Annotated in this window: 24 protein-coding genes; 9 read left to right on the forward strand and 15 right to left on the reverse strand. The window is 63.8% G+C overall.

Going from position 1 to position 24727, the window contains the following annotated elements; genetic code table 11:
- Window positions 1-12: 12 nt before the first annotated feature.
- From BCA01S_RS12445 to corA, 4 genes are all read right to left on the reverse strand, one after another.
- On the reverse strand, window positions 13-1089 hold the full coding sequence (locus tag BCA01S_RS12445; protein ID WP_027777168.1) for an ABC transporter permease: 1077 nt from the start codon (window positions 1087-1089) through the stop codon (window positions 13-15).
- The gene (locus BCA01S_RS12450; protein ID WP_027777169.1) at window positions 1086-2681 is read right to left on the reverse strand and encodes a sugar ABC transporter ATP-binding protein; all 1596 of its coding nucleotides are present in this window, start codon (window positions 2679-2681) and stop codon (window positions 1086-1088) included. Before BCA01S_RS12450 ends, BCA01S_RS12445 begins: the two co-directional genes overlap by 4 nt.
- 469 nt (window positions 2682-3150) lie before the next feature.
- Entirely contained in the window at window positions 3151-4113 is a 963-nt protein-coding gene (locus BCA01S_RS12455; protein WP_027777170.1) for a sugar ABC transporter substrate-binding protein, read from the reverse strand.
- 352 nt (window positions 4114-4465) lie between these two features.
- Window positions 4466-5443 carry a magnesium/cobalt transporter CorA gene (gene corA, locus BCA01S_RS12460; RefSeq protein ID WP_027777171.1) on the reverse strand — a complete coding sequence of 326 codons (978 nt, stop codon included), beginning with the start codon at window positions 5441-5443 and terminating at the stop codon, window positions 4466-4468.
- A 226-nt stretch (window positions 5444-5669) separates the two neighbouring features.
- Between corA and BCA01S_RS37970 the strand changes: the two genes are divergently transcribed.
- The gene (locus BCA01S_RS37970; protein WP_114197950.1) at window positions 5670-5810 is read left to right on the forward strand and encodes a cytochrome bd-I oxidase subunit CydX; all 141 of its coding nucleotides are present in this window, start codon (window positions 5670-5672) and stop codon (window positions 5808-5810) included.
- The gene (locus BCA01S_RS12470) at window positions 5807-6427 is read left to right on the forward strand and encodes a P-loop nucleotide/nucleoside kinase family protein (RefSeq protein WP_027777172.1); all 621 of its coding nucleotides are present in this window, start codon (window positions 5807-5809) and stop codon (window positions 6425-6427) included. Before BCA01S_RS37970 ends, BCA01S_RS12470 begins: the two co-directional genes overlap by 4 nt.
- 99 nt (window positions 6428-6526) lie before the next feature.
- Here BCA01S_RS12470 and BCA01S_RS12475 read toward each other — a convergent pair whose 3' ends face one another.
- The 3 genes from BCA01S_RS12475 to BCA01S_RS12485 form a co-directional block, all read right to left on the reverse strand.
- Window positions 6527-7633 (reverse strand): saccharopine dehydrogenase family protein, encoded by a 1107-nt coding sequence (locus tag BCA01S_RS12475; RefSeq protein ID WP_027777173.1) that lies wholly within the window; start codon window positions 7631-7633, stop codon window positions 6527-6529.
- A gap of 358 nt (window positions 7634-7991) precedes the next feature.
- Window positions 7992-8450: an Lrp/AsnC family transcriptional regulator gene (locus tag BCA01S_RS12480; RefSeq protein WP_020070238.1), complete on the reverse strand. Its 459-nt coding sequence runs from the start codon at window positions 8448-8450 to the stop codon at window positions 7992-7994.
- 66 nt (window positions 8451-8516) lie between these two features.
- On the reverse strand, window positions 8517-9401 hold the full coding sequence (locus tag BCA01S_RS12485; RefSeq protein ID WP_027777174.1) for a LysR family transcriptional regulator: 885 nt from the start codon (window positions 9399-9401) through the stop codon (window positions 8517-8519).
- 199 nt (window positions 9402-9600) lie between these two features.
- Here BCA01S_RS12485 and BCA01S_RS12490 point away from each other — a divergent pair, with 199 nt between their 5' ends.
- Together BCA01S_RS12490 and BCA01S_RS12495 are read left to right on the forward strand one after the other, a co-directional pair.
- Window positions 9601-10119: a Spy/CpxP family protein refolding chaperone gene (locus tag BCA01S_RS12490; RefSeq protein WP_027777175.1), complete on the forward strand. Its 519-nt coding sequence runs from the start codon at window positions 9601-9603 to the stop codon at window positions 10117-10119.
- 188 nt (window positions 10120-10307) lie between these two features.
- Window positions 10308-10745, forward strand: a complete 438-nt coding sequence (locus BCA01S_RS12495; RefSeq protein WP_027777176.1) for a PGDYG domain-containing protein — start codon at window positions 10308-10310, stop codon at window positions 10743-10745.
- A gap of 5 nt (window positions 10746-10750) precedes the next feature.
- On the opposite strand, the gene BCA01S_RS12500 is transcribed toward BCA01S_RS12495, so the two are convergent.
- The 8 genes from BCA01S_RS12500 to BCA01S_RS12540 form a co-directional block, all read right to left on the reverse strand.
- On the reverse strand, window positions 10751-11116 hold the full coding sequence (locus BCA01S_RS12500) for a DUF3022 domain-containing protein (RefSeq protein ID WP_027777177.1): 366 nt from the start codon (window positions 11114-11116) through the stop codon (window positions 10751-10753).
- 96 nt (window positions 11117-11212) lie between these two features.
- The gene (locus tag BCA01S_RS12505) at window positions 11213-12055 is read right to left on the reverse strand and encodes a YhfC family intramembrane metalloprotease (RefSeq protein WP_027777178.1); all 843 of its coding nucleotides are present in this window, start codon (window positions 12053-12055) and stop codon (window positions 11213-11215) included.
- 119 nt (window positions 12056-12174) lie between these two features.
- Window positions 12175-13257 (reverse strand): LacI family DNA-binding transcriptional regulator, encoded by a 1083-nt coding sequence (locus BCA01S_RS12510; protein WP_027777179.1) that lies wholly within the window; start codon window positions 13255-13257, stop codon window positions 12175-12177.
- 67 nt (window positions 13258-13324) lie between these two features.
- Entirely contained in the window at window positions 13325-14287 is a 963-nt protein-coding gene (locus tag BCA01S_RS12515; RefSeq protein ID WP_027777180.1) for a 2-hydroxyacid dehydrogenase, read from the reverse strand.
- Between the two features lie 4 nt (window positions 14288-14291).
- Window positions 14292-15581, reverse strand: coding sequence for an MFS transporter (locus tag BCA01S_RS12520; protein WP_027777181.1), 1290 nt, complete (start codon window positions 15579-15581; stop codon window positions 14292-14294).
- Window positions 15582-15763: 182 nt separating this feature from the next.
- Window positions 15764-16750 (reverse strand): sugar kinase, encoded by a 987-nt coding sequence (locus BCA01S_RS12525; protein WP_027777182.1) that lies wholly within the window; start codon window positions 16748-16750, stop codon window positions 15764-15766.
- An 88-nt stretch (window positions 16751-16838) separates the two neighbouring features.
- Entirely contained in the window at window positions 16839-17612 is a 774-nt protein-coding gene (locus tag BCA01S_RS12530; protein ID WP_027777183.1) for a TIM barrel protein, read from the reverse strand.
- 185 nt (window positions 17613-17797) lie between these two features.
- Window positions 17798-18688, reverse strand: coding sequence for a LysR family transcriptional regulator (locus tag BCA01S_RS12540; protein WP_027777184.1), 891 nt, complete (start codon window positions 18686-18688; stop codon window positions 17798-17800).
- Window positions 18689-18804: 116 nt separating this feature from the next.
- Between BCA01S_RS12540 and BCA01S_RS12545 the strand changes: the two genes are divergently transcribed.
- The 5 genes from BCA01S_RS12545 (at window position 18805) to BCA01S_RS12565 (ending at window position 24633) form a co-directional block, all read left to right on the forward strand.
- Window positions 18805-19890 carry a YeiH family protein gene (locus BCA01S_RS12545; protein ID WP_027777185.1) on the forward strand — a complete coding sequence of 362 codons (1086 nt, stop codon included), beginning with the start codon at window positions 18805-18807 and terminating at the stop codon, window positions 19888-19890.
- 159 nt (window positions 19891-20049) lie between these two features.
- Window positions 20050-20787, forward strand: a complete 738-nt coding sequence (locus tag BCA01S_RS12550) for a glutathione S-transferase (RefSeq protein WP_027777186.1) — start codon at window positions 20050-20052, stop codon at window positions 20785-20787.
- Window positions 20788-20899: 112 nt separating this feature from the next.
- The gene (locus BCA01S_RS12555; protein WP_027777187.1) at window positions 20900-22633 is read left to right on the forward strand and encodes a ClcB-like voltage-gated chloride channel protein; all 1734 of its coding nucleotides are present in this window, start codon (window positions 20900-20902) and stop codon (window positions 22631-22633) included.
- 159 nt (window positions 22634-22792) lie between these two features.
- Window positions 22793-24130, forward strand: coding sequence for a C45 family autoproteolytic acyltransferase/hydrolase (locus tag BCA01S_RS12560; protein WP_027777188.1), 1338 nt, complete (start codon window positions 22793-22795; stop codon window positions 24128-24130).
- A 248-nt stretch (window positions 24131-24378) separates the two neighbouring features.
- Window positions 24379-24633, forward strand: coding sequence for a hypothetical protein (locus BCA01S_RS12565; RefSeq protein ID WP_027777189.1), 255 nt, complete (start codon window positions 24379-24381; stop codon window positions 24631-24633).
- Window positions 24634-24727: the final 94 nt, after the last annotated feature.

The raw sequence follows: 24727 nt of genomic DNA on the forward strand, positions 1-24727 counted from the left end.
AATCTTCCGGCGTCAGGCACGCTTGCGGCGGCTGCGGTACGTATCCAGCACCACTGCCACCACGATCACCGCGCCTGTAATCATGCGTTTGGTCGGCTCGTTCGCGCCGATCTGCGCGAGCCCGGCCGCCAGCACCGAAATGATCAACACGCCAAAAAATGTACTGATAACCGAACCGCGCCCGCCCATCAGACTCGTTCCGCCAATCACGACCGCCGCGATCACCTGGAGTTCCACCCCGACGCCCGCGTTCGGATCGGCTGCCTCCAGACGCGAAATCTGAAACAGCGACGCGAGGCCGGCGAGCGCGCCCATCAGGGCGAACACGATCACCTTGTAAGGCCGCGGATTGACGCCCGCGAGCCGCACGGCCTCTTCGTTGGTGCCGATACCGACCAGATAGCGGCCAAACACCGTGCGCGTCAGCACGAGTTGCGCGATCACCATCACCGCCACCGCGATCAGGAACGCCGGCGAGATGCCGACCGCGATCGGGTTCGACAGGAAGTCGAACGCGTCACCGATGTACGCGGTGCGCGAATTCGTCATCTGATAGGCAAGGCCGCGCGCGGCTTCCAGCACGCCGAGCGACACGATGAACGACGGAATCCGCCAGCCGACCGTGACCGCGCCGGTAATCGTGCCGGTCAGCGCCGCGGCAGCGACGCCGAGCAGCGCTGACGGCAACGGGCCCCAGCCCCACTTCAGCGCCGCCACGCTCACCACCGACGCGCCGAGTGCGAGCACGGAACCGACCGACAGATCGATGCCCGCGATGATCAGCACAAAGGTCATGCCGACCGACATCACGACCAGATCCGGAATCTGATTGGCGATCGTGCTGAACGTGTCGTACGTCAGAAAGTGCGAACTGAGCAGCGAGAACAACACGATCATGCCGAGCAGTGCGCCGGCAAGACCGAGGTAATTCGAAAATCCCAGCCGCGTGCCGGCCGGCTTGCCGCTCGCAAGGGGCGCGGATGGATCGGCCGGGACCGCGTTCACATTCCCGTTTGCATTGGTGTCGCCGTTTGCAGCCGCTCCGCCCTGCTTCGCGCCCGACGTTTCGCGCAACGATTGATCGGTCATGACAAACTCCCTGCTTCATTGGTATCGAGTGTGTGCAACAGCGCTTCGCGGCTGCGGTAGCCGGCAAAAGCGGCCGCCAGCAACGCGTCCTGCGACCATGTATCGCGTTCGAACACACCCGTCAGGCTTCCTGCGGACATCACGCCGATCCGGTCGCAGATCAGCATCAGCTCACGCAGGTCGCTCGACACCACGACGAGCGCGCGTCCTTCACGAGCCAGCGCGCCCATCAAGCCATAAATATCGAACTTCGCGCCGACGTCGATGCCGCGCGTAGGTTCGTCGAATAACAGCACGCGGCAATCGCGCGCGAGCCAGCGGCCGATCACGACCTTCTGCTGGTTGCCGCCCGACAGTTCGCCGACAATCTGCCCCGGTCCGGAGCTGCGAATCCGCATTGCGTCGATCTGCTTTTTCGCCAGCGCGTTTTCGCGCTTTGCATCGACGATGCCGTGCCGCGCCACGCTGCCGATATTGCCGAGCGACACGTTGGCCGCAATCGGCTGCGGCAGCAGCAGGCCCTCGCCCTTGCGGTCTTCGGTGATGAGCGCAATGCCCGCGCGCACCGCGTCCGACGGCGAGTCGATCCGCACCGGCGTGGGCGGCGCGCCCGGCGTGGCGGCCAGCGCCACCGTGCCGCCGTCTTTCTGATCGGCGCCATAAATCAGCCGCATCAACTCCGTGCGGCCCGCGCCGATCAGACCGCTGACGCCGAAAATCTCGCCTGCGCGGACTTCGAACGACACGTCGCGCACGACCTTGCCGCGCGTGAGCCGATCCACTTTCAGCAGCGGCGCGCCGATGTTGCGCACGCCGAGATCGATCTGCTCGCCCAGTTCGCGGCCGACCATCCACGTGACGATTTCGTCGCTCGTCAGATTGGCCATCGCGTCGACGTGCACGAGGCGCCCGTCGCGCAGCACCGCGATCTGCTCGGCGACTCGCGCCAGCTCTTCGAGCCGGTGCGAGATGTAGACGAGCGCGACGCCGCGTGCCTTGAGCCTGTCGATCTGCTCGAACAGCAGATCGACTTCGCGCGCAGTCAGCATCGCCGTTGGCTCGTCGAGGATCAGCACACGGCAATCGTCGATCAGATTGCGGGCGATCTCCACCATCTGCTGATGGCCGATACCCAGCTCGCCGACGAGCGTATCCGGATGGATCGCGTCGAGCCCGACCTGCGCCATTGCGTGCTGCGCGTCTTCACGCAGCTTGCGCCGGTCGATCCACCCGAAACTGAACGCGCCCGCGCGCGGCAAGCGGTTCAAAAACAGGTTTTCCGCCACCGACAACGTCGGCAGCAGGTTCAACTCCTGCATCACCATACGCACGCCGAGCGCTTCGGCTTCGGTACGGCTGGCCGGCGCGTAAGGCTGGCCGGCGAGACGCATGGTGCCGGCGGTCGGTTCGACAAGGCCGCCGATAATCTTGGACAGCGTGCTCTTGCCGGCGCCGTTCTCGCCGGTGAGCGCCAATACCTCGCCGGCGCGCAACGACAATGACACGTCGGCGAGCACGGGTTCGGCGTAAGTCTTGCCAATGCCGCTAACGGACAGAATGGCAGGCAAGGCGTCGTGGTCGGTTGAATCCATCGCGATCCTGTTTCACCGCGTCAGGCGCGCCTCGTACGATTGGCTCGACGAGGGCGCGTCCGGCGCCGTGTGGTCAATGCCGGCCCAGTGCGCGGAATGCGCAGGCGCTAAGGCTGCACTCCCTCCGCTGCGCAGCCGCCGTCATGACGCTTACCTCTGAATTAACGGCGGCCCGGCAAGTTTCTTGAGCGGCTATTGAGCGTCCATTGAAAAGTAAGCGCGGAGTCGCTGGTTTTTGGGCGGCGCTTGTGGCGTGGCGCGGCTGCGGTCTTTGCTTCGGCCTTGCTTCGGCCGCGGCGTCCACCGTCGATCCGGTAGACCCGCCGCGCGGTTGACAGTCGTCACTCGCAGCCACCACTACAGCCACTACCAGGCCCCGTTCACGGCGAAATTCCAGCCGCGTTCGCGTCGCCTAGTCCGCGCGACTCCGCACGCCCTGCGAATCGATCAGTGTCGGGCTCGGCGACGCTTACTTCGTTACCAGATCGCACGGCGTTTCCACCACGCCCGACAACTGCGATTGCTTCTTGTGCTCGCTCAGGGCCTTCAGCGCGGTATCGATACCGAACACGGCCTGCTTCGCTGCGTACTGGTCGGCGGTGGCGAGCACTCGGCCGTCTTTCAGCATGGGCTTGATCGCGTTGATGTTGTCGTAACCGACCACCAGCACCTTGCCTTGCTTACCTGCCGCGCGCACCGCGGAGACCGCGCCGATCGCCATGTTGTCGTTACCCGCGAGCAGCGCCTTCAGGTTCGGGTACTCGTTGAGCATGGCCGACGCAACTGCATTGCCCTTGTCGATTTCCCATTCGCCCGACTGCACCGAGACGACCTTCGCGCCGACGGTCTGCATCGCGTCCTTGAAGCCCGCGGTGCGCTGCTGCGCATTGGTCGTGGTCGAAACGCCCTCGATGATGCCGACCTCGTCGCCAGCCTTCAGCTTCTTCGCGAGGTAGTCGCCGACCTTTTGCGCGCCCTTGCGGTTATCAGGTCCGACGAACGGCACGTTCAGGTCCTTCGACTTCAACACGTCGGGGTCCAGCCGGTTGTCGATATTCACGACGATGATCCCCGCGTCCACGGCCTTCTTGACGACCGGCACGAGCGCCTTCGAATCGGCCGGAGCCAGCACGATCGCGTCCACCTTCGAGACGATCATCTGTTCGACGATGCGAATCTGGTTCGCCGTATCGGTCTCGTCCTTGATGCCGTTCGTGATCAGGTCGAACTGCGACGAGTTGTGCTTCTGGTAGTCCTTCGCGCCGGTTTCCATGGTTAGGAAGAACTCGTTGGCGAGCGACTTCATCACCAGCGCGACTTTCGGCTTATGCGCGGGTGCGTTCTGCGCGTAGGCGGCGGAAAACGGCAAGGCGCTAGTAGCGGTGGCGAGGATTGCGGCCGCCACGATGCGGCGGCGAATGCGGTTGCTCATGCATATCTCCTGGGTTTGTCGGTTCAACGTCGAACCGTATTTTTAGTTACGCGCAAACGTTTGCGGGACTCATTCTCAGCGCACTGCGACCGGATTGTCAACGAATCGTGGTGTTGCAGTGCACCGGCACGCACAAACTGCAGTGTGCTGCCAGCCTGGTGCAGACGGCCCCTGGCCTCGTGCCGAAACGTGAGCCGTGCGTCTGTGCTGATGGTGGGTAGCAATAGGTCCTCGCTCGGTCCGCTCGTGACGGTTTTGCCGCCGGCTGCAATTTCGGCAGTCGGCGGGCCGCCTATGCTGGACTTTTATTGCGCCGCATGCAAGCGGGGACCACACATTGGCGTGCGTCAGATCAGAGCCAACCGGCCTTACGGAAACGCAAGTAAAGGATGACGTCGACGGTCAGCATGATCGCGAGGCACAGCGGATAGCCGTAGCGGAAATGCAGTTCGGGGATGTTCTGGAAGTTCATGCCGTAGATACCGGCGATCATGGTCGGCACCGCAAACAGCGCGGCGAACGAACCGAGCCGTTTAGTCACTTCGTTCTCCGCGAGCGAGATCATGCCGAGGTTCACCTGCACCGCGGTCACGACCATTTCACGCCGTCCATCGATGATGCGCACGATCCGGTCAAGGTGATCGTAAACATCGCGAAAGTAAGCTTGCATGCCTTCGCAAACGCTCGGAATGCGTCCGCCCGTCAGCTTGCTGATCGCCTCCTGCAACGGCGCGATGTGATGCTGAAGAATCACGAGGCGCCGTTTCAACGAATACAGATCCTGGATGATCGCGCGCGAGCCCGCCGAGTCGTTACGCTCGAAGATGCGGTCTTCAATCGCTTCGATTTCGGTGTTCATCGCCTCGACGATCGGAAAATAGCGGTCGACAATGTCGTCGGCGAGCGCATACAGCACGAACGCCGCGCCCGCCTTGAGCAACTGCGGCTCGCGCTCGCAGCGCGCGCGCACATTCTGAAAGCCCGCGCGGGTGCCGCGTCGCACCGACAGCACGTAGTTAGCTCCGACGAATACGTCTACTTCACCGATCAGCAGTTCGCAATCCTCGTCCATCTCCAAGGTATGCATCACGGCGAACAGCGACTCGCCGTACTCTTCGATCTTCGGACGCTGATGACCGTTCTGCGCGTCTTCAATGGCGAGGTCGTGCAGGCCGAATTCGTGCTTCATCACCGCGAGTTCGCCGGGGCCCGGGTCTTTCAGCGCGACCCAGACGAAGCATTCGGGGCGGGCCACATAGTCGCTGATGCTATCGATGTCGATGTCTGCCAGCTTCCGGCCGTCCTGATAGGCGGCACAATTGATCAGCATTTTGATTACCCTGAAAGCGAACAGAGCGGCCTTGCAACGCGTTGCGTGCGCAGCCCGGTCTGCATGAATGGAGTGCGATAGCCGCCATGTTAAGGGCTCTCGGCGGCGCTCATGTATCGAATTGTTAAGCGGTGCAAATGCCGTGCATTGGCGCGCGCATCCGACCTTGCGTGCCGCCGCGTTCTTCTTCATGATCGTTGCGAACAGCGAAACCAAGGAGACCGCAATGTGCTACATCACCTGGATTGCCGGCAAGGATCCGGCGTTGGGCATTGGCGTCGCCGCTGCAATCTGGCTGCAAGCTAATAGCAAGTTTGCGCGCGAGTCGCAGCGCACGGCGATCGAAGCGCAGGGTCAATTTTCGTGAGCCGTCTGATCTTTATTTGCGGTCACGCAGGCACGGGCAAGACGACGCTCGCAAGGAAACTGATCGGCCCGCTGATGAAAGCAACGGGTTCGCCGTTCTGTCTGCTGGACAAGGACACGTTGTACGGCAGTTATAGCGCAGCCGCAATGCACATGCTGACCGGCAACGCGAACGATCGGGACAGCCCGCTTTTCCTCGAGCATCTGCGTGAGCCAGAGTATCGGGGTCTCGTCGAAACCGCACGGGACAATCTGGAACTCGGCGTGAGCGCGCTGGTAGTCGCGCCGCTCTCGCGTGAAGTCCGCGAGCGGCGGCTTTTCGATCGCGCCTGGCTCGGTGTGGGCGAAGAAGTCAGCGTTCGAGTCGTGTGGGTGCAGGTGCCGGAGGAGATGGCGCATCAGCGGATCATGGCACGCGCCAATCCGAACGACGCATATAAGCTCGCGCATTGGGACGAGTACCGGCAGCGGCGCTTCGTGCCGTCCGGCGAAATGTGCCGCGATCTGCTGATGTTCGACAACACCGCGCCGAGCGCTGCGGATCACGACGCACTGCTCGCGCGCATTCTCGGCGAACCGCAAGTGGCCTCGGCAACGGTGCCTCCGCTGCCGGTCTGATCGCCGCGCCGCGGCGCAACGTCAAGCAAGCGCAGCGTGACGAAGCAAACGAAAAAAACGCCCCGCATGCGGGGCGTTCGTTTCCGTCGACACTGCTTGTCAAACGGCCGCTGCGCTTTGCAGCGACTCCAACGCCTGTCCTTCATACAACTGGCCGAAGCGGTTACCAAGGAACTCGCGCAGCGAGACCTGCTCCTGACGCACGAAACCGCGCTGCGGCAGCTTCTTCTCGCGGAACAGATCCAGCACTGCGCACATCGCGCCCGCCGTGGTGATCTGAATCGCGCTCATCGGCACGCCGCAAATCGTCTTTGCGAAGATCTTGCGCGTGAACACTTCCTGCACGAGCTGACCGTCGCGCATGCCGCTCACCGTGATGAACACGAGCACCACGTCCTGTGCGGTCGACGGCACCGACCGGCGCATGATCGTTTTCAGCGTGTCGCGGTCGCTCGAAAGACGCAGGTCCTCAAGCAGAAATTGCATCAGGTTGCGGTGGCCCGGATAGCGTACCGACTTGTAATCGAGCGACTCGACGCGGCCCGACAACGTCTCGCACAGCGTGCCGAGACCGCCCGACGTGTTGAACGCTTCGTACTCGGTGCCGTCGAGCGAAAAATGTTCGAGACCTTCGAGCGGCTGCACCCACTGCGTGCGGCTGTCGCGGATCGCTTCGCACGGCTGGCAGTATTCGTTGATGAGGCCGTCCACGCTCCACGTCAGGTTGTACTTCAGCGCATTGGTCGGAAACTGCGGCAGCGCGCCGACGCGCATCTTGACGTCGCGAATTTCGGTGAAGCGGTTTGCCAGTTCGTGCGCGGCAATGCCGATGAAACCCGGCGCGAGACCGCACTGCGGCATGAACGCGTGATCGGCGTCGTCGGCGATTGCGCGGATTGCGTGAGTGGCGCGCACGTCCTCGGTCAGGTCGAAGTAATGGACGCCTGCGCCCTTCGCGGCAGCGGCCACGTTCACCGCGAGGTAATACGGCAGCGCGTTGATGAGCGCGTCGAAGCCATGAACCGCGGCACGCAGCGGGGCTGCATCGGCGGAATCCACGCGGCGGGTTGAAATTCCCTGTGCTGCAAGTTTGTCGAGCGCATGCTGATCGCGGTCGAACGCGACGACGTCATAGTCGCCGGTTTCGCGCAGCATATGGGCGATGGTGTGACCGATCAGACCTGCACCAACGATGGCAACTTTCATATTCTTCTCCATTGTCGATCAGAGTTAGTGCTTTAGCTGTCGACTGGAGTTCGCGCTTTAGCGCGTTACTCCAGTCCCATGCAAAGCACTTACTCTGATCCCATGCACAGCTGTCGACCCGAGCCAGCGCTTCCGCGCCTGTCCGGCCTTTTCTGTGCGCTGTCTCCAGTTTCAGAATGCACCGCCCATGAAGGCGCGGCGCGCGGCGGGCTGAACCCTTGAGCGACAGTTTAGGGAGAAGCAAAAACAGTTCATACACGCAAAATGCTGCGCAATGACTACCAACTTCGACGTTTTGACGAACCACGCCGACGAAACGTCGAAAACGCATCAAAACGGCGTAAAAACATGGAGCACTTCACACCATCCCGCGGTCGATCTTGCGCGCGAGAATGATCGACGTCGTAGTCCGCTCCACGCCTTCCAGCCCGCCGATCTGATCGAGCAGATCGTTCAGACGATCCGGCGAATCCGCGCGCAGCCAGGCCACGTAATCGAACTCGCCGCTCACCGCGCATAACAGTTGCACCTCGGGCATCTTGCCGAGGCGCTTCTGCACGGCCGGCCCATGCTTCGGTGCAATGATGATGCCCACGTACGCATAGATGCTCGAATCGAGCACGTCCTGGCCGAGCCGCACGCTATAGCCCGCAATTACGTTGCTGCGCTCGAGCCGCGCAATTCTCGCGATCACGGTGGTGCGCGCCACGTCGAGTTGGCGCGCGAGATTGGCGACGCTCTCGCGCGCGTTCGCCTGAAGCAGCGCTACCAGGTTGCGGTCGAGATCGTCGAGTTGGTCGAGGCGCGGAGGTCTCATCGAGGGAGAAGAAAGTGGTCGCAGTGCTGCGGATTATCGCGCGTCTTTAGTGTCAGGCGGCAAGCATCATGCGCCGAAACGCTCTATTACGAAGTCGATGAAACTGGTGAGCTTCGGCGTGGCCCGCCGGTCGCGCGGATAGACGAGATGCACCGGCGCGCCTTCAGGCAAATGCTCTTCCAGCACCGACACCAGTTCACCGCTCGCAATCTCGCGTGCGAGCAGCGCCTCCGGCTGCAACACGAGGCCAAAGCCGCGCAAGGCGGCCACCTTCAGCGCCTGACCGTTGTTTGCGCGAAAGCGCCCCGCGCGCAACGAGTTTTCGGCGGCGCTTTCACCGCCCAGGCGCCACGCGCCCTCCCGGCCCCAATGGAGGAAACCGAGGCATTCGTGATGCGCGAGATCAGCGGGTGTATGTGGAATGCCCGCTCGCGCGAGATACGCAGGCGACGCACAGGCGCGCATGCGATAGGGTTTCAACGGCCGCGCGACGAAGCTCGAATCCTGCAGATGACCGATGCGCACGGCGGCGTCGAAGCCCTCTTCCACCAGGTCGGTCATGCGGTTCGACAGGTCGAGTTCGAGCGTGACCTCGGGCCACTCGCTCAGATAGTCTGTCATTGCGGGAGAAAATATCTCGACGCCATAGGTGAGCGGCACTGTCACCTTGAGCACGCCGCGCGGCGCGGCGGCCATGGACTCCGCAAGCGACTCTGCGTCCTTTACGTCGGCGAGAATCCGCCTGCATTGCTCGTAGTATTGCCGCCCGATTTCCGTGAGACTTTGACGGCGCGTCGTACGCGTGAGCAAGCGCGTGCCGAGCCGGGCTTCGAGCGAGCGGATGTGTTTGCCGACCATTGCCGACGAAATCTCGAAGCGCTCTGCCGCCGCAGTCAGGCTGCCCGCCTCGACCACGGCCACGAAAATCTCCATGCTGACGAATTTATCCACCCGCTATTTCCTGTTCGTTTCGGTTGTAAGCGTTTGTCGCATAAGAGCCGCATTGTAGGGATAACGTGTTACTAATAGCGCCCACGGCTAGGTTGAGCGACCCGCACGTAGTGCTGTCGCGCGCAATGTGGCGCATTGCCGGGACCGCTCGCCGCACGCCTTGTCCCACCTCCAATTCGAACAGACATCAGGAGTTTCGATGAAAAAAGCACTGGTCATGCTGGCCTCCGCAGTCGCAATGAGCGGCGCATTCGCACAAGTTTCCGCGCCCGTTGCGGCATCTTCGGGCGCAGCGGCTTCCGCAGCCGTCGCGAAAGGCGGTCATGAGCGCAATGTCGAAGACCGCATCGCCTATCTGCATTCGCAACTGAAAATCACGCCGGAGCAGGAAACGCAGTGGAAGGCGTTCGCCGACGTCATGCGCGGCAACGGCGAGACGATGGGCGAGCTGTTCAAGCAGCGCCGCGCCGCCACGAGCGTGTCTGCACTCGACGACATGAAGCAGTACGCGACCATCGCACAGGCGCACGCAGACGGCATGAAAAAGCTGGTGGACGCATTCGATCCGCTTTACAACAGCTTCTCGCCCGAACAGAAGAAGCTCGCCGATGTAACGTTCCGTCAACACGGCGCAGACGGCCGGCCGCGTCATCATGGCAAGGGTAAGGGCGACAAGTCGGCGCCGGCTGCGGCGAGCGACGCCACGGTCAAGCCATAACCAAGCGGCCGCGCGACTCATCTGGGACACGCGTGGCGCAACTCCGGCACAGGGCGCGTTGCGGTTCTTGCCGCACCGTGCCCAACGTGCCAAAAAAGGCCGGCAACTGGATGCGTCTGGCATGATGCAGGTCCGCGATAGCAGACGTGAAGTCGCGACGTCGCCGTCAACAACCCTCTGCCTGCATCATGAACGATCTGAAAAACCTCGACCTGCGTGATGATCCCGCGGCCCGGCGTGTCGTCAAAGACGAAACGGTCAACGTCGAGTTCGCCACCACTCACGGCGAACTGATGAGCCTGGAAGGCCCCAATCGCTACCTGCCCGGCGACGCCTTGATCACCGGATCGACCGGTGACCGCTGGGTCGTTTCGCGCGAGCGCTTCGACGCCAAATACGTTCCGGCCGACGCAGCGCATATGCATGGCGAGGCCGGCGCGTATCGCAACCGCCCCGCTGTCGTGCTCGCAAAACAGATGAACGATGCGTTCTCGCTAGCCCGCTCAGCAACCGGCGGCGACGTGTTGCGTGGCGCGGCTGGCGACTGGATCATGCAATACGCGCCGGGCGATTACGGCGTCGTGCAGGCCGCGCGCTTCGCGAAGGTCTACCGTTTCGCAGACTGAAACCGTCACGCGAACTCGTCGCCGAGATCCACCGTGACTTCGCGCGGCACTGCTTCGCCGTTCGCATACTGCTCCTCGAGCGAGCCGATGCTCGCCTCCACATACGCGCGCAACACCGCGAAGCTGCGGCCTCGCAAGCGCGCGGGCAACGCGCGATAACGCGCGAGCGCCGCCGGCGCGATTTCCACCGTCATCACGATGCGCCGTGCGGCCGCGCCGAAGCGCATGGCCACCCAGTGAATCGCGAGCGTCGGCGTGCCGTCTTCGGCCGGCCGCTGGACAAATTGCGTCTGCTCTGGAAAGAGATCGCTGATTACGCGCGCCAGTTCCTCGAACTCGGGATTCGCGCAGTCGTATTGGTAAGCTTCCATGGATGTGCCGAAAGAGAGTGATCAGCCGTAGCAGCCGTAGCAGGCGGCCGATTGTAAAGCAGCGACCGCGAGCACCGGCTATGAAGCACGGCAGCGCTAGCGAGGCAGTTCCGTCATGCGCTCGGCGCCCGGCCGTCTGAACGTCCGGAATAGCAGCCCTGCTACGACGAGCGCTCCGAATGCATAGACGGTATCGACTGCGGCGAGCGGCACGAGTTGCGCCTGGAACAGTGCGGCGGGAACGTCCACGAGCGCATGCAACACGATCGCGAGCGGCAGAATCCCGCGCCAGCCCGCCCGCAGGCCGCGCCACATCAGCACCGACAAGCCGATCTGAAAAATCAGCGCGGCGACGCGTTCGAGCGCAAAAATACCGGCTGTTTGCGGCGTCAGGCTGGCGAGAATCAGATGGATGCGCATCAACGATTCGGTCGGCAGGTTGCTCAGATAACCGTCGAGTTCACCCCGATTTTCCAGCACCGCAAACAGAATCCATTGAATCTGCACCAGCACGCCGACGAGCCACGCTTCCGCGCCGCCATGACCGAGGCCGTAGGTGAGCGCAGTGCCGTCATCGGTGCGCGTAGCCTGCGGCGTTGAAGCCGCCGCTGACGCACTAGCCGCACGTTTCATCAGCAGGCGCATGCCGATAAAGCGCCCCACTTCCTCGCAGATGCCTGCCGCGAGCGCGCCGTACACGACGAACGCGAGCGGATTCGACAGGAACGTGGCCGTCGCCTCGTTCCGATGCAGCATGTAGTCGTTCAACGCACGCTCGATCACCATGGCGAACAACGCGAACACGGCGATGCCGGCGATCGCGTCGCGCGGCTTCAGCGCGAGCGGCCGGCGCAGGCGACGATAAAGGACAAAGGGCAAAGCGGCGACCAGCAGCGTCGCGAGGACGAGGCTCGACAGGGTAAGCGGTGCAACAACCATGAGTTTCCTTGCGATGACAGGCGCGCAACCGCTGCGCGCCGCAGCCCGAATCATCGCAGATCGGCGGAAAGTCGGCCTGTAAGCTCGCGCGGACGTCGGCTCAGGCGTTGGCGTTCACGTCAACCCGACGTGGACGCGCGGACGATCAGTTCGCCCGGCAACAGGCAGTCGCGCGCGCCGGTCTGCACGCCTTCGATGCGCTCATGCAGAAACTCGACCGCCCGGTAGCCGATGTCGTAGGTCGGCTGGCGGATGGTCGTGACGCCCGTCAATTCCGCCCAGTCCGGGTCGTCGATGGACAGCAGCGCGACGCGTGCCTGCCAGCCGGCGCCGTAACGCGCCTTCAGATGCAGCGCAAGCCGCAACGCGACGGGCGCATTCGCCGCGAATACCGCGACGCGCTCAGCGCTGCCGGCGGCGCCTGCGTGCTCGCTCGACGCGTCGATCGCGCGGTCCAGCAGTGCGAGGCTTTGCTCGGCCTGCTGTGCGTCCGCGAGATCGAGCACGAGCGTATGGCCGTGCGCAGCGTGCGCGCCCGTCGCTTCATGAGCGGCCATGGCTTCACGGAACGCCGCCTCGCGCAGCCGCCGCGAGCTGACCTGCTCGAACGGCTGCACGACGAACCAGATGTCGCGAAAGCCGCCGTCGAGCAGATGACGTGTGCCGAGTTCCGCAGCCGCCCGGTTGTCGAGCCCGACGATATCGGCGACGAGTCCTTCGACAGAACGGTCCACCAGCACCGCCGGAATTCCTCCGCCGCCCACGGGGCGCAGCGTTTCCTCGCGCACGCCGAGCGCATTCACGATCACGCCTTCGACGCGGTACGTGGTCAGCAATTGCAGATAGCGCCGCTCCATTTCCACTTCGTTGGCCGCATGGCAGATGAGCGGCATCAGGCCGAGCGCGTGGCACGCGGCTTCGACGCCTTGCAGCACCTCGACGGTATAGGGATTGGTGAGGTCGGCGAGCAGCATGCCGATCAGCCGGTTGCGACCACGCTTCAGCCCCCGCGCCATCTGGTTGGGCTGATAGTCGAGCCGTTCGATAGCGGCCTCGATACGCGCGCGCAGCTCCGGCGACAACACACTCATCTCGCCGTTCAGATATCGCGAGATGCTGGTTTTGCCGGTGCCCGCTTCGCGCGCGACATCGGTGATCGTTGCGCGACGCGGTGCGGCCTGGCGTGTCGGCGCAGTGCTCATCGGAGCCACGCAGTCCGGCGCGAGACGCACGCGCCGGCAGGCAAACGCTTGTTCACGGCGCTCTTCACTATTGCAGCACTTCGCGATTGACGATGTTGGTCGTGAGCGTGCCGTTCAGCGCGGCAACGAGATTTTCTGCAGCGTTGCGCGCCATCGCATGCCGCGTCTCGTGCGTCGCCGAACCGATATGCGGCAGCGCCACCACGTTTGCCAGCTTGAGGAGCGGCGAATCTGCCGGCAGCGGCTCGGTCTCGAACACGTCGAGACCCGCGCCGTGAATCGTGCCGTTTTGCAGCGCCTCGACCAGTGCGATTTCGTCGACGGTCGCACCGCGCGACGCATTGACAAGAATCGCGCTTTTCTTCATCGAGCTGAGTTCCTTCGCGCCGATCATGTGCCGCGTTTGCGGCGTGAGCGGCACCTGCAGACAGACGAAGTCGGCGTTGGCGAGCAGTTCCGGCAACTCGACGTGCCGCGCGCCGTAAGCCTCTTCCGCCTCGCGGTTCGCGCTGCGGTTCGTGTAGAGCACCTTCATGTTGAAGCCGAGCGCCGCGCGCCGCGCGACCGCGCCGCCAATGCGCCCGAGTCCGACGATGCCGAGCGTCTTGCCCTGCACGTCCACGCCGAATTGCGCGGGCCCAATGCTCTGCTGCCACTGCCCTGCCTTGACCCATGCGGCAAGTTCGACCACGCGGCGCGCTGACGCGAGAATCAGCGAAAACACCGTGTCGGCGGTCGATTCCGTCAACACGTCCGGCGTATGCGCGAGCACGATGCCGCGCTGCGTGAGATCGGCGACGTCGAACTGATCGAAGCCGACGGAGATCGTCGACAGCGCCTTCAACCGCGTCGCGCCTTCCAGCATCGCCGGCGTGATTTTCACGCTCGCGCCGATGCCGCCGTCCGCGTCGCGCAACGCGGCGACGAGCGCGTCATGCTGGATGGGATCCACCTGCACGACTTCCACGTGCTGTTGCAGATACGCGAGCACATCTTCAGGCAGTGACTTCCAGGCGACGATCTTCTTCATCGGCTTATTTTCCTTGCAACGGTGTTGCGAGCTTGTGCGGCGCCTCTACCGCCTGCTGTTGCGGCTTGACGATCAGGGTGAGGATCACCGCGGCGATCAGCGCCACGCTCATGAATGCGTACGATGCCGCGGGCGTCCCTGTCGCGCCGTTCAGATAGCCGACCACATACGAGCCGACGAACGAACCGAGCGCGCCCATGCTATTGATCAACGCCATCGCGCCGCCCGCGACGTTCTTCGGCAGCAGCTCCGGCACGATCGCGAAGAACGGACCGTATGGCGCGTACATCGCGGCGCCTGCAATCACGAGCGACGCATACGAAAGCCAGAAATGCGTGGAGCCGAGCGCATACGACGCCGCGAACGCAATCGCGCCGATCAGCAGGAAAGGCCAGACGAAAACCTTACGGCGGTTGAGTTTATCCGATGCCCACGACGCCGCAAGCATCGCGATGGTCGCGGCGAGATACGGCAGCGCCGACAGCCAGCCGGTTTCGACCATGCCGAGCGTGGAGCCGTTCTTCAGGATCGACGGCAGCCACAGCACGAAACCATAGACGCCGATGCTCCAGCAGAAGTACTGCGCGCACAGCTTGATCACAGCCGACGAGCGGAACGCCTCGCTGTAATTGCGCACCGGCTTGATCGCGGCCTGTTCGGCGCGCAACGTTTGCGCAAGGTCGTCCTTCTGCTGCTGCGTGAGCCAGGACACCTGCTGCGGTTTGTCCTGCACGATGAACCACCAGCACACCGCCCACAGGATTGCGGGAATGCCTTCGGCGATAAACATATTGCGCCAGCCGAACGAATGCACGAGATAGCCGGATACCACCGACATCCACAGCACCGTGACCGGATTTCCGAGAATCAGAAACGTGTTGGCGCGCGAGCGCTCGCTCTTCGTGAACCAGTTGCTGATGAAGATCAGCATGGCCGGCATCACCGCGGCTTCGACCACGCCGAGCACGAAGCGGATCACCATTAGCGACGGAATATTGCTGACCATGCCGGTAAGCGCCGCGCAACCGCCCCACAGCACGAGGCTCCAGAACACGAGCTTCTTGACGCTGCGGCGTTCGGCGTAGATCGCGCCCGGAATCTGGAAGAAGAAATAGCCGAGGAAGAACAGCGCGCCGATCAGCGAAGAAAGTCCCTTGCTGATGCCGAGGTCCTGGTTGATGCCGGCCGCCGCCGCGAAACCGTAGTTTGCGCGATCGAGGTAAGCGAGGCTGTAGGTGATGAATACGATCGGCATGATCGTCCACCAACGGCGAATGGCGAGAGATGAAGTCATGGGTGTCTCCTTTACGGCTTCCCGAAACAATGATGAGCTGAGCTTGTGCGGCGCTTGCCAAGCGCTCTTGCTGTTATCGATGCAGCCCGGCTTGCGGCTGCGTTCAGAATCGCGATGCTGCCGGGCTACGTAATGCCTTTTGCGGCGGGTCTTACAAATGCACGTGCCTTAAGCTGCGTGCCTTAGGCTGCGTGGAGGCTCGCGTTCGACGGATCGGCGCGTTCGAGCGCATCGAGTTCGGCGCGGCCCGGCAGCCCTTCGGAATCGCCGATCACCTGAATCGCCAGCGCGCCGATGCGGTTGCCGCGCGCGACTGCCTGCGGCAACGTCCTGCCTTCGAGCAGCGCGCTGATCACGCCGACCGCGAAACCATCGCCCGCGCCGACCGTATCGACGACCTTCGCGACCGGCTGGCCGGCAATCACGCCGGCGTCATCGGCGGTGCGAAAGTACGCGCCCTCGGCGCCGAGCTTGACGATCACGCCACGCGCGCCCTGCTCCAGATAAAACTTCGCGATGTCGTCGGGCTTCGTATAGCCGGTCAGAATCTCACCCTCGCCGATGCCGGGCAGCACCCAGTCGGCGAGCGCGGCGAGCGCGTTCAGACCTTCCACCATCGCAGCGCGCGACGGCCACAGCGTCGGGCGCAAGTTCGGATCGAACGAAATGGTTTTGCCGGCTGCCCGCATTTCACGTGCCAGATGAAAAGCGAGTTCACGCGAACTCGCCGAGATCGCGGGCGCGACTCCCGTCAGATGGAGATGACGCGCGGGCAATACGTAGTCGGCCACGTAGTCGGCGACCGAAAGATGGCTCGCCGCCGAGCCTCGGCGAAAGTATTCGACAGCGGGATCGCTGCCGTCGTCGTTCTTCGATTTCAACTGGAAACCGGTCGGGTAGCGCTCGTCGGTACTCACGCAGCGCTGGTCAATGCCTTCTCCGGTCAGCGTGTCGCGCACATACTGGCCGAATGAATCGTTGCCCACGCGGCTCATCCAGCCCACCTTGAAGCCGAGCCGCGCGAGACCGATCGCGACATTCAGGTCGGCGCCCGCAATGCGCTTCGTGAAATGGCCGACGCTCGCGAGCGGGCCGGTCTCGGTCGCCACGAACATGGCCATTGCTTCGCCGTAGGTGATGATGTCCAGTGCTGCGCTTGTGTTGCTCATGCTTCGCTCCTGCGTGTGCGTCGGGCTTGTTGCTGCTGCCGGTTTCTTCCCGCGCTCGTTGCGACTTCTCTCAGGTTCTACTCAGCGCTCATGCGGCAGCCAGCCACGCGACGCGGCGCGCCGCGTCTTCGTCGATACAGGCGGCGTCGAATGGAAACTCGATTCCGCGCGGCACGTGGCGTGGCAGTCGGTGCAGCACGTCGGCAAAGCAGGCGTCGTCGACGGCGGGCGCCGCCGCAAACCGCCGTGCGCCCTCGCCCGCCGCGACCTTGCAGTGCACGTACTCGACGCAAGGCGCCAGCGCCACGGCTGCGTCCAGCGACGACACGCCGCACCACGCCCAGTTGCCGACGTCGAAAGTCATGCCGAGGACATCTGCGCAGCCTTCACGCTCGAGTGCCTCGAACAGGCCGACAAATTGCGACAGCGAGCCGCCCTGCGTCAGTTGCCCGTTTTCGACGACGAGCCGCACGTCCGCGCCTTGCAACTGCGCGGCGATTGCATCGCCGTGCGCCTCGCGAGCAAAACCGCCGAGTTGCAGTTTGACGAGGCGCGCGCCGAGCGCGAGCGCTTCGTCCAGCGCGAGGCGCAACGCGGCGGCGTCGAGCCGGCCGCCTTCCACGTACAGCGAAGCCGGCGTCGAATACACGGACCACAAGCCGAGTTCCGCAATCTGCTTGCCCAGTTCCCGAAGGCGCGACAGCGAGGCGTCGGCCTCGTAACCGAACAACTCCCGGCGCACTTCGAAACCGGCCGCGCCGGCGCGCCTGCTCGCCTGCGCCCACTTGCGATGACCCGCCGTGCGCACTGCATCGGCGCCGAAGGCGCTCGCGACAATCGCTATTTCCACTGCATCTGTCATCTGTGGCTACCGTTATTTGCGCTGCTTCTGCGTCTTGGAACCGGTTCCAAAAGCAGTTTTCAAAAAAGCGCCGAAGCGCTTGCGATGCCCGAATATTGCGCCGAGGCTCGCGCCGCACACCATAGTGGAAATCCCCAGGCGGCGGCGTCCGCCGTCAGGCGGAGCTTGCGCACCGGCTCGATCACTCAGGCGCCATCCGCGAGACAAAGCGCAAGAAACTGCTGGACCACGCGCGACGGCGCGCTCGCGTGCGGCACGACAATAGACAGCCGTCGCGTCAACGGCTCGGGACTGAGCGAAAACACACGTAATGCGCCGTCTTCGTGCCGCATGGACATTGCCGAGACGAAGCCGATGCCCATACCGGCCCGCACTGCCTCCTTCACGCCTTCAACACCCGCTATTTCCAGCGCCACGCGCATTGGCACGCCTGCGCGGGCGAACGCGCGCTCGACGACCTGGCGCACGCCCGAGCCCGCCTCGCGCACGATCAGCGGCTCGGCACCGAGCGCCGCGAGATCGACGCCAGGCCCCGACGCCGCCGCTGCAAGCGAATGCGCGCGCGGCATGATCGCGACGATCTCATCTTCGCGCCACGCGTGGACTGCGGTGTCCGGCGGCAGATCCGCGCCGACCGGACCTTCGATCAACGCGATATCCACCGATCCCAGCGCGCCGACGATCTCGGTCGTATTGCCGTCGGCTGTATGCAGCGCCACCTCCGGATATCGCCGGTGGAAATCAGCGATCAGGTACGGCAACAGGTAGCTCGCAGGCGTCGTGGTTGCGCCGATCCGCAACGTGCCCTGTTCGAGGCCGCGCAATGCGTCTCTGTATGCATGAGCCTGGCGCCACGTGTCGCGCAGCCGCGCGGCGTAGCTCGCCAGCTGCTCGCCGGCCGGGGTCAGGCGCACGCCGCGCCCTTCGCGCTGATAGAGCGGCTCGCCAAACTCATCCTGAAGCTGACGCAACTGCCCGGATACGGCGGGCTGCGACAGATGCAAAGCCACCGCCGCGCGGCTGATGTTCAGATGCTCGGCGACTGCGGCAAACGTTATAAGCTGATCGGGGGTCATCGCATGGAAATATCGGATTTGCTGATACTTGTCATTCTAAATGACGATTTTTCATATCCATATATCTAAATTAGGATTAGACCTATCCAATCCAGTCAGTCCCAGAGGCTGCAACCATGACCACCGCTCGACTCACCGCCGCTACCTCCGAACAGTCGTCAACCCGCGGGCAACTCAACGGCATCCTGTTCGTCGCGCTGTTCGCCGCAGCCGTCACGCGCATTGCCGAAATCCCGGCCGTTGCGGGGCTGGGCCTGAGCCCGCTGATCGTCGGCATCGTCGCGGGAGCAATCTACGGCAACGCGCTGCGCGACGGCATGCCGGCGAGCTGGGCCGCCGGCGTCAATTTCTCGGCGCGCAAGCTGCTGCGCATTGCGGTCGCGTTCTTCGGACTGCGAGTGAGCCTTCAGGAGATCGCCCAGGTCGGCCTGCCCGGTCTTGCGGAATCAGTACTGATCGTTGTCAGCACGCTGCTGATCGGCACGTGGGCCGGCATGAAAATCATGAAGCTGGACCGCGACACGGCGCTCCTTACGGCTGCCGGCAGCGCGATTTGCGGCGCGGCGGCCGTGCTCGCCTTCGAGTCCACGCTGCAATCCAAGCCGCACAAGAGCGCGATGGCCGTCGGCAGCGTGGTTCTGTTCGGAACGCTTTCCATGTTCCTTTACCCGGTTCTGTTCAAGGCAGGCTGGCTGCACCTCGACACGGTCGGCGCGGGCCTCTTCTTCGGCGGCACGATTCACGAAGTCGCGCAGGTGGTCGGCGCGGCGAGCAACGTGAGCCCGGAAGCCACGCATATCGCCACCATCGTCAAGATGACTCGCGTGATGCTGCTCGTGCCGGTGTTGCTTCTGGTAGGCCTGTGGGTGAATCGCGCGGCGCGGCGCGACGCGTCAGTTGCAGGTACGCAGCAAGGCGCCGTTCATCAGGGCAAGCTTGCGATTCCCTGGTTCGCGCTCGGCTTCCTCGCTTTCGTCGTGATCAACTCGCTGCATGTGCTGCCGCAAGCCGCCACTACGACGCTGAACACGCTGGATACCTTCGCGCTGACCATGGCCATGACCGCGCTCGGCATCGAGACGCGGCTCTCGCAGATTCGTCAAGCGGGCCCGCGCGCGCTGACCACCGGCTTCATCCTTTACGTGTGGCTGATTGGGGGCGGACTCGGAATCACATGGACTGTCCAGCATTTCCTCGGCTGAGCCCCTCGTCTCAGAAGCCAACCCCGCCGCGCGCGGGGTTTTGTGCGTTATGCGCGAGCACCCGGCGCGCTCGCGCGGCATACTGGCTGCCCGAGCGGCGCACAAGCCGTGCGCGCTGCGTTGAACGAGCGTTCATGCAACCGGAATGAGGACCGATCGATGAGCCTGGAACTTTACTACTGGGACGGCCTGCAAGGCCGTGGCGAATTTGTGCGGCTGGCGCTGGAAGAAGCCGGCGCGGACTATGTCGAAGTAGCGCGAGGCAACGCGTCCGAAGGTCTCGGCACCGGCGCGATGATGGCGGTGATGAAAAGCAAGGACGAACCGTACCCGCCGTTCGCGCCGCCGTTCCTGAAAGACGGCGACCTGGTGATCTCGCAGACCGCGAACATCCTGTTCTATCTCGGCCCGCGCCTGAACCTCGCGCCCTCCGTGGAGAGCCTGCGTTACGTGGCAAACGGCTTGCAATTGACGATCGCCGACGTGGTCACGGAAGCGCACGACACGCATCATCCGCTCGCAAGCAACCTCTATTACGAAGATCAGAAAGACGCGGCGAAAGTGCGTGCGCACGACTTTATCGACAACCGGATTCCGAAGTTCATGAAGTATTTCGAGCGCGTGCTGAAGCAGAATCCCGCCGGCGATACATTCATGGTGGGCGACTCGCTGACCTACGTCGATCTGTCGATGTTCCAGCTGATTGACGGACTGCTGTATGCATTCCCGCGCGCGTTGAAGCGCTTCGGCGAGCACTACCCGCGGCTCGCCGCATTGCACGCGGCCGTGAAGGAGCGGCCGAACATCGCCGCGTACCTGCAATCGGAGCGCCGCCTCGCGCATAACGAAGCGTGCATCTTCAGGCACTATCCCGAGCTCGACAAGGCGGCGGCTTGACCCGCGCCGCCATTCCCCGTTCATGCCCGGCAGCGCGCCCGCTTCGTCCAGCGGGCGCGCTGCTGTTGTCGTGTGCGCTTTTCTAACTTTTCATCACGCCCGTACCGCCGACGTGCTCTCATTCCTGCTGAAGCTGCGCACCCGCGCTCATGACCTTTTCCGTCTCTCGGACGCCCATACGATGCTGGTCTGGTCCGTGGTCGTCGGCGTCGCGGGCGCCTTTGCGACGATCGCGTTCCGTCAGGGCATCGAGTTGCTGCAACTGCTGGTGGCCGGCAAGTCCGGCAGCTTCGTGGAAATGGCGCGCAGCCTGCCGTGGACAGTGCGAATCTGGCTGCCGGCGGCCGGCGGGCTCGTAGCCGGTTTCCTGCTGCTGATCGCGCAGCGTCACGCGGACAAATGCAATCACATCGACTACATGGAGGCGGTGGCGATCGGCGACGGCGTGGTGCCCGTGAAGCTGAGCCTGTGGCGCAGCCTCTCGTCGCTGTTCACGATCTCGAGCGGCGGTTCGATCGGCCGCGAAGGTCCGATGGTTCAGCTTGCCGCGCTTGCCGCCTCGCTGATCGGACGCTGGGTTCACTTCGATCCGCCGCGGCTGCGTCTGCTGGTCGCGTGCGGCGCGGCGGCGGGCATTACATCGGCGTATAACGCGCCGATCGCGGGCGCGTTCTTCGTCACTGAAATCGTGCTCGGCTCGATCGCAATGGAGAGCTTCGGGCCGGTTGTGGTCGCCGCCGTCGTCGCCAATATCACGATGCGCGAGTTCGCTGGTTACAAGCCGCCCTACGAAATGCCGGTGTTTCCGCCGGTGGCGGGCATCGAAGTGCTGCTGTTCGTCGCGCTCGGTCTGCTGTGCGGCGCGGCGGCGCCGCAGTTCTTGCGGCTGCTCGACGGCTCCAAAAGATTGTTCCGCAAGCTGCCGTTGCCGCTGCCCGCGCGCCTCGCGCTTGGCGGGCTCGTCGTCGGCATTCTGTCGGTCTGGACGCCGGAGGTCTGGGGCAATGGCTACAGCGTCGTCAACTCGGTGCTGCACTCGCCGTGGACGTGGACTGCCCTCGTCGTCGTGCTGGTGTTCAAGCTGGTGGCAACGGCGGCCACCGCGGGCTCCGGGGCCGTAGGCGGTGTGTTCACGCCGACGCTTTTCGTCGGCGCGGTGGTCGGCTCGCTATTCGGCCTCGCCATGCATGCGCTGTGGCCGCACGGCACCTCGGCGCCGTTCGCCTATGCAATGGTCGGCATGGGCGCATTCCTCGCCGGCGCCACACAAGCGCCGCTCATGGCGATCCTGATGATCTTCGAGATGACGCTCAGCTACCAGGTCGTGCTGCCGCTGATGCTGTCGTGCGTGGTTGCGTATTTCGTGTCGCGCGCGATCGGCAAGACCTCGATGTACGAAATCACGCTGCGCCGGAATCAGGAAGAATTGGAGCGCACCCGCCTGCGCGCCACGCAGATGCGCGAGCTGATCCGTCCCGCGCAAACCGTCGTGCCGCCCAATGCGACCGTGCACGACATGACGCGGGTATTTCTCGAATATCCGGTGAAGTATCTGTATGTGGCGAACGAATCGGGCGCGTTTCTCGGCGTCGTCGCATTGAAGGACATCACCTCCGACCTGCTCGACAAGCGCGACACCTCGACACGCACGGCCGCCGACTATCTTCAGCCGCATTTCGACGTGCTCACACCGGACATGCCGCTCGGCGTCGCGCTGCAGCACTTCATGGCTTTCCAGGGCGAGCGGCTGCCGGTTGTCGAAAGCGCCGCGCATCCGCGCCTCGCGGGTGTGGTCTATAAGACGTCGCTGCTCGACGCGTATTTCCGCATGAATCCGACGCGCTGACGCCAGTCGGCGCGGGACCAGGCGCGGGCGCGGCGCGCGGGCCGCGCCATGCAAAGCACGACAAATTCTCTACAATGAGTAGACGCTGCGGTCACGCGCCGCAGCGCGGTTACGCGAAGACGGGCGCGCCGGGACGCCCGCCATTCGATCGGAGCGAAGATGAGCGAACCGTCCCTCGACGCTGTACGCCGCGACCAGGCGGGCTGGATTTTCCTGCATATCGAAGGCGAGCCGTACGATCGCGGCGAACAGCACGGCCAGTTGCTTTCCGCGGAAATTCACAACGCTATCCGAACCGCCCGCTACCTCGCGAAGTGGGACACAGGGGAAGATTTCGACACGTTCGTCGAAGCCGCCGTCTCCCAGTTCGCCAGCAAGCTCGACACCGAATTCGCCGATGAAATCCAGGGCATTGCCGACGGCGCAAAGCTGCCGTTCGCCGAAGTGCTCGCCTGGAACGGCTACATGGATCTACTCCAAAGCTGGTGGCCCGCGCACGCGGCCGAGCAGAAACCGAGCCTCGGGCTCAAACCGTGGCGCGGTCGGCGCGGACATCATTGCAGCGCGTTCATCGCAACGGGCAATGCGACCCGCGACGGCCGCATCGTCATGGCGCACAATTCCTGGGACCGCTATGCCGCCGGCGACGCGTTCAATGTCGTGTTCGACATCGTGCCGGATCGGGGCAACCGGATTCTGATGCAGGGGGTGCCAGGCTGCATTTCAAGCCTCACCGATTTCTGGGTGACGGAAGCCGGATTGATGGTGACCGAAACCACCATATCGAACTTCGTGGGCTACAACGCGGCAGGCGCGCCCGAGTTCTACCGCTCGCGCCGGGCGTCGCAGTACGCGAACAGCATCGGCGAATGGTGCGAGATGTTCTCTATTGCTAACAACGGCGGCTACGCGAACAGCTGGCTGCTGGGCGACACGAAGACCGGCGAAATAGCGCGCTACGAACTGGGGCTGCACTATTCCGGCTTTGAAAGTACGAAGAACGGTTTTTACAGCGGCTACAACACGGCGACCGATCTGAAGATCCGCAATCAGGAATGCATCGGCGAAGGCGAAGACTATACGGACGTGCGCAAGAATGGCGCGCGACGTTTGCGCTTCATGCAACTGGAGGAGATGCACCGCGGCAAAATCGACGCGGAACTCGCCAAGGCGATGATCGCCGATCATCACGACGTCTATCTGGATCGCAGCGACAACCCCTGCTCGCGCACGATCTGCGGGCATCTCGAACTGGATGACGCGCGCTTTGGCGGCTCGGATCACGGGCCTTTCAACCCTTGGGGCGCGAACGACGGCAAGGTGGTCGACAGCGAGATGGCGCGAGAAATGGCGTTCGCCGCGCGCTGGGGTCACCCGTGCGGGCGGCCGTTCGACGCCCAGGCGTTCATGAAACGGCATCCGCAGTGGAACTGGCTGAACGGCTATATGCGGGACCGGCCGTCGTGGCCGTGGACCCGGTTTGAGATTTTGCGCTAGCTGGGGCGCTAGTTGCGGCTCGGAGTGGCGCTTGGGACGAATCCGCAATCGGGCTGCCATTCCCGCGCCATTATCGGCGATTTACAATGAGTGGTCGCGAAGCGCGCGTTGCAGGATTTGCGCGTCGGGCATGACGAAAGCGCGCGGCCTGCACGCCCGGGCCATGCGCGGCTTGCGCCATTCTTTGGTGCGTGGACGGCACAGCACTTGCTCAACCGTTAGCGCCGCATGAGCTTAGGAGGTCGGGCATGAAAACCTCGACACTGTTGACCATGGTGACGTTGTCCGCTTCGTGTTTTGCCGCGCCGGTTCATACGGCGCCGGACGGCATGCCCGCGAACGCCCTTGCCGAAACCGCCAACGCCGCACCAGTCGCCCCGCCGGCGCCGGAGGTGGCGATCACGGACGAGAATCGTCCCCAGGAATGGCAGCATATCGTGTTGCCGAAGTCGCGACATCCCGAACGAGGCTTCGCGGCGCACAGCGAGCGGCTGCAGACCTGAGCGCGGCGTTTGAGCTGTGGCGCCTTTCTAGTTGGTCGTAAGGAAGCGCGAGGAATCGTGGCTGGGCGCCGGCAAGCGGCACCGAGCGGTACCT

Origin of the sequence: Paraburkholderia caledonica NBRC 102488 (assembly GCF_000685095.1) — a bacterium.
Classification (GTDB): Bacteria; Pseudomonadota; Gammaproteobacteria; order Burkholderiales; family Burkholderiaceae; genus Paraburkholderia; species Paraburkholderia caledonica.

Excerpts from the sequence above, each read along its gene's own strand:
- BCA01S_RS12445 (WP_027777168.1), bottom strand. The coding sequence starts at position 1,089 with ATGACCGATCAATCGTTGCGCGAAACGTCGGGCGCGAAGCAGGGCGGA.
- BCA01S_RS12450 (WP_027777169.1), bottom strand. The coding sequence starts at position 2,681 with ATGGATTCAACCGACCACGACGCCTTGCCTGCCATTCTGTCCGTTAGC.
- BCA01S_RS12455 (WP_027777170.1), bottom strand. The coding sequence starts at position 4,113 with ATGAGCAACCGCATTCGCCGCCGCATCGTGGCGGCCGCAATCCTCGCC.
- corA (WP_027777171.1), bottom strand. The coding sequence starts at position 5,443 with ATGCTGATCAATTGTGCCGCCTATCAGGACGGCCGGAAGCTGGCAGAC.
- BCA01S_RS37970 (WP_114197950.1), top strand. The coding sequence starts at position 5,670 with ATGTGCTACATCACCTGGATTGCCGGCAAGGATCCGGCGTTGGGCATT.
- BCA01S_RS12475 (WP_027777173.1), bottom strand. The coding sequence starts at position 7,633 with ATGAAAGTTGCCATCGTTGGTGCAGGTCTGATCGGTCACACCATCGCC.
- BCA01S_RS12480 (WP_020070238.1), bottom strand. The coding sequence starts at position 8,450 with ATGAGACCTCCGCGCCTCGACCAACTCGACGATCTCGACCGCAACCTG.
- BCA01S_RS12490 (WP_027777175.1), top strand. The coding sequence starts at position 9,601 with ATGAAAAAAGCACTGGTCATGCTGGCCTCCGCAGTCGCAATGAGCGGC.
- BCA01S_RS12495 (WP_027777176.1), top strand. The coding sequence starts at position 10,308 with ATGAACGATCTGAAAAACCTCGACCTGCGTGATGATCCCGCGGCCCGG.
- BCA01S_RS12500 (WP_027777177.1), bottom strand. The coding sequence starts at position 11,116 with ATGGAAGCTTACCAATACGACTGCGCGAATCCCGAGTTCGAGGAACTG.
- BCA01S_RS12505 (WP_027777178.1), bottom strand. The coding sequence starts at position 12,055 with ATGGTTGTTGCACCGCTTACCCTGTCGAGCCTCGTCCTCGCGACGCTG.
- BCA01S_RS12510 (WP_027777179.1), bottom strand. The coding sequence starts at position 13,257 with ATGAGCACTGCGCCGACACGCCAGGCCGCACCGCGTCGCGCAACGATC.
- BCA01S_RS12515 (WP_027777180.1), bottom strand. The coding sequence starts at position 14,287 with ATGAAGAAGATCGTCGCCTGGAAGTCACTGCCTGAAGATGTGCTCGCG.
- BCA01S_RS12520 (WP_027777181.1), bottom strand. The coding sequence starts at position 15,581 with ATGACTTCATCTCTCGCCATTCGCCGTTGGTGGACGATCATGCCGATC.
- BCA01S_RS12525 (WP_027777182.1), bottom strand. The coding sequence starts at position 16,750 with ATGAGCAACACAAGCGCAGCACTGGACATCATCACCTACGGCGAAGCA.
- BCA01S_RS12530 (WP_027777183.1), bottom strand. The coding sequence starts at position 17,612 with ATGACAGATGCAGTGGAAATAGCGATTGTCGCGAGCGCCTTCGGCGCC.
- BCA01S_RS12540 (WP_027777184.1), bottom strand. The coding sequence starts at position 18,688 with ATGACCCCCGATCAGCTTATAACGTTTGCCGCAGTCGCCGAGCATCTG.
- BCA01S_RS12545 (WP_027777185.1), top strand. The coding sequence starts at position 18,805 with ATGACCACCGCTCGACTCACCGCCGCTACCTCCGAACAGTCGTCAACC.
- BCA01S_RS12550 (WP_027777186.1), top strand. The coding sequence starts at position 20,050 with ATGAGCCTGGAACTTTACTACTGGGACGGCCTGCAAGGCCGTGGCGAA.
- BCA01S_RS12560 (WP_027777188.1), top strand. The coding sequence starts at position 22,793 with ATGAGCGAACCGTCCCTCGACGCTGTACGCCGCGACCAGGCGGGCTGG.
- BCA01S_RS12565 (WP_027777189.1), top strand. The coding sequence starts at position 24,379 with ATGAAAACCTCGACACTGTTGACCATGGTGACGTTGTCCGCTTCGTGT.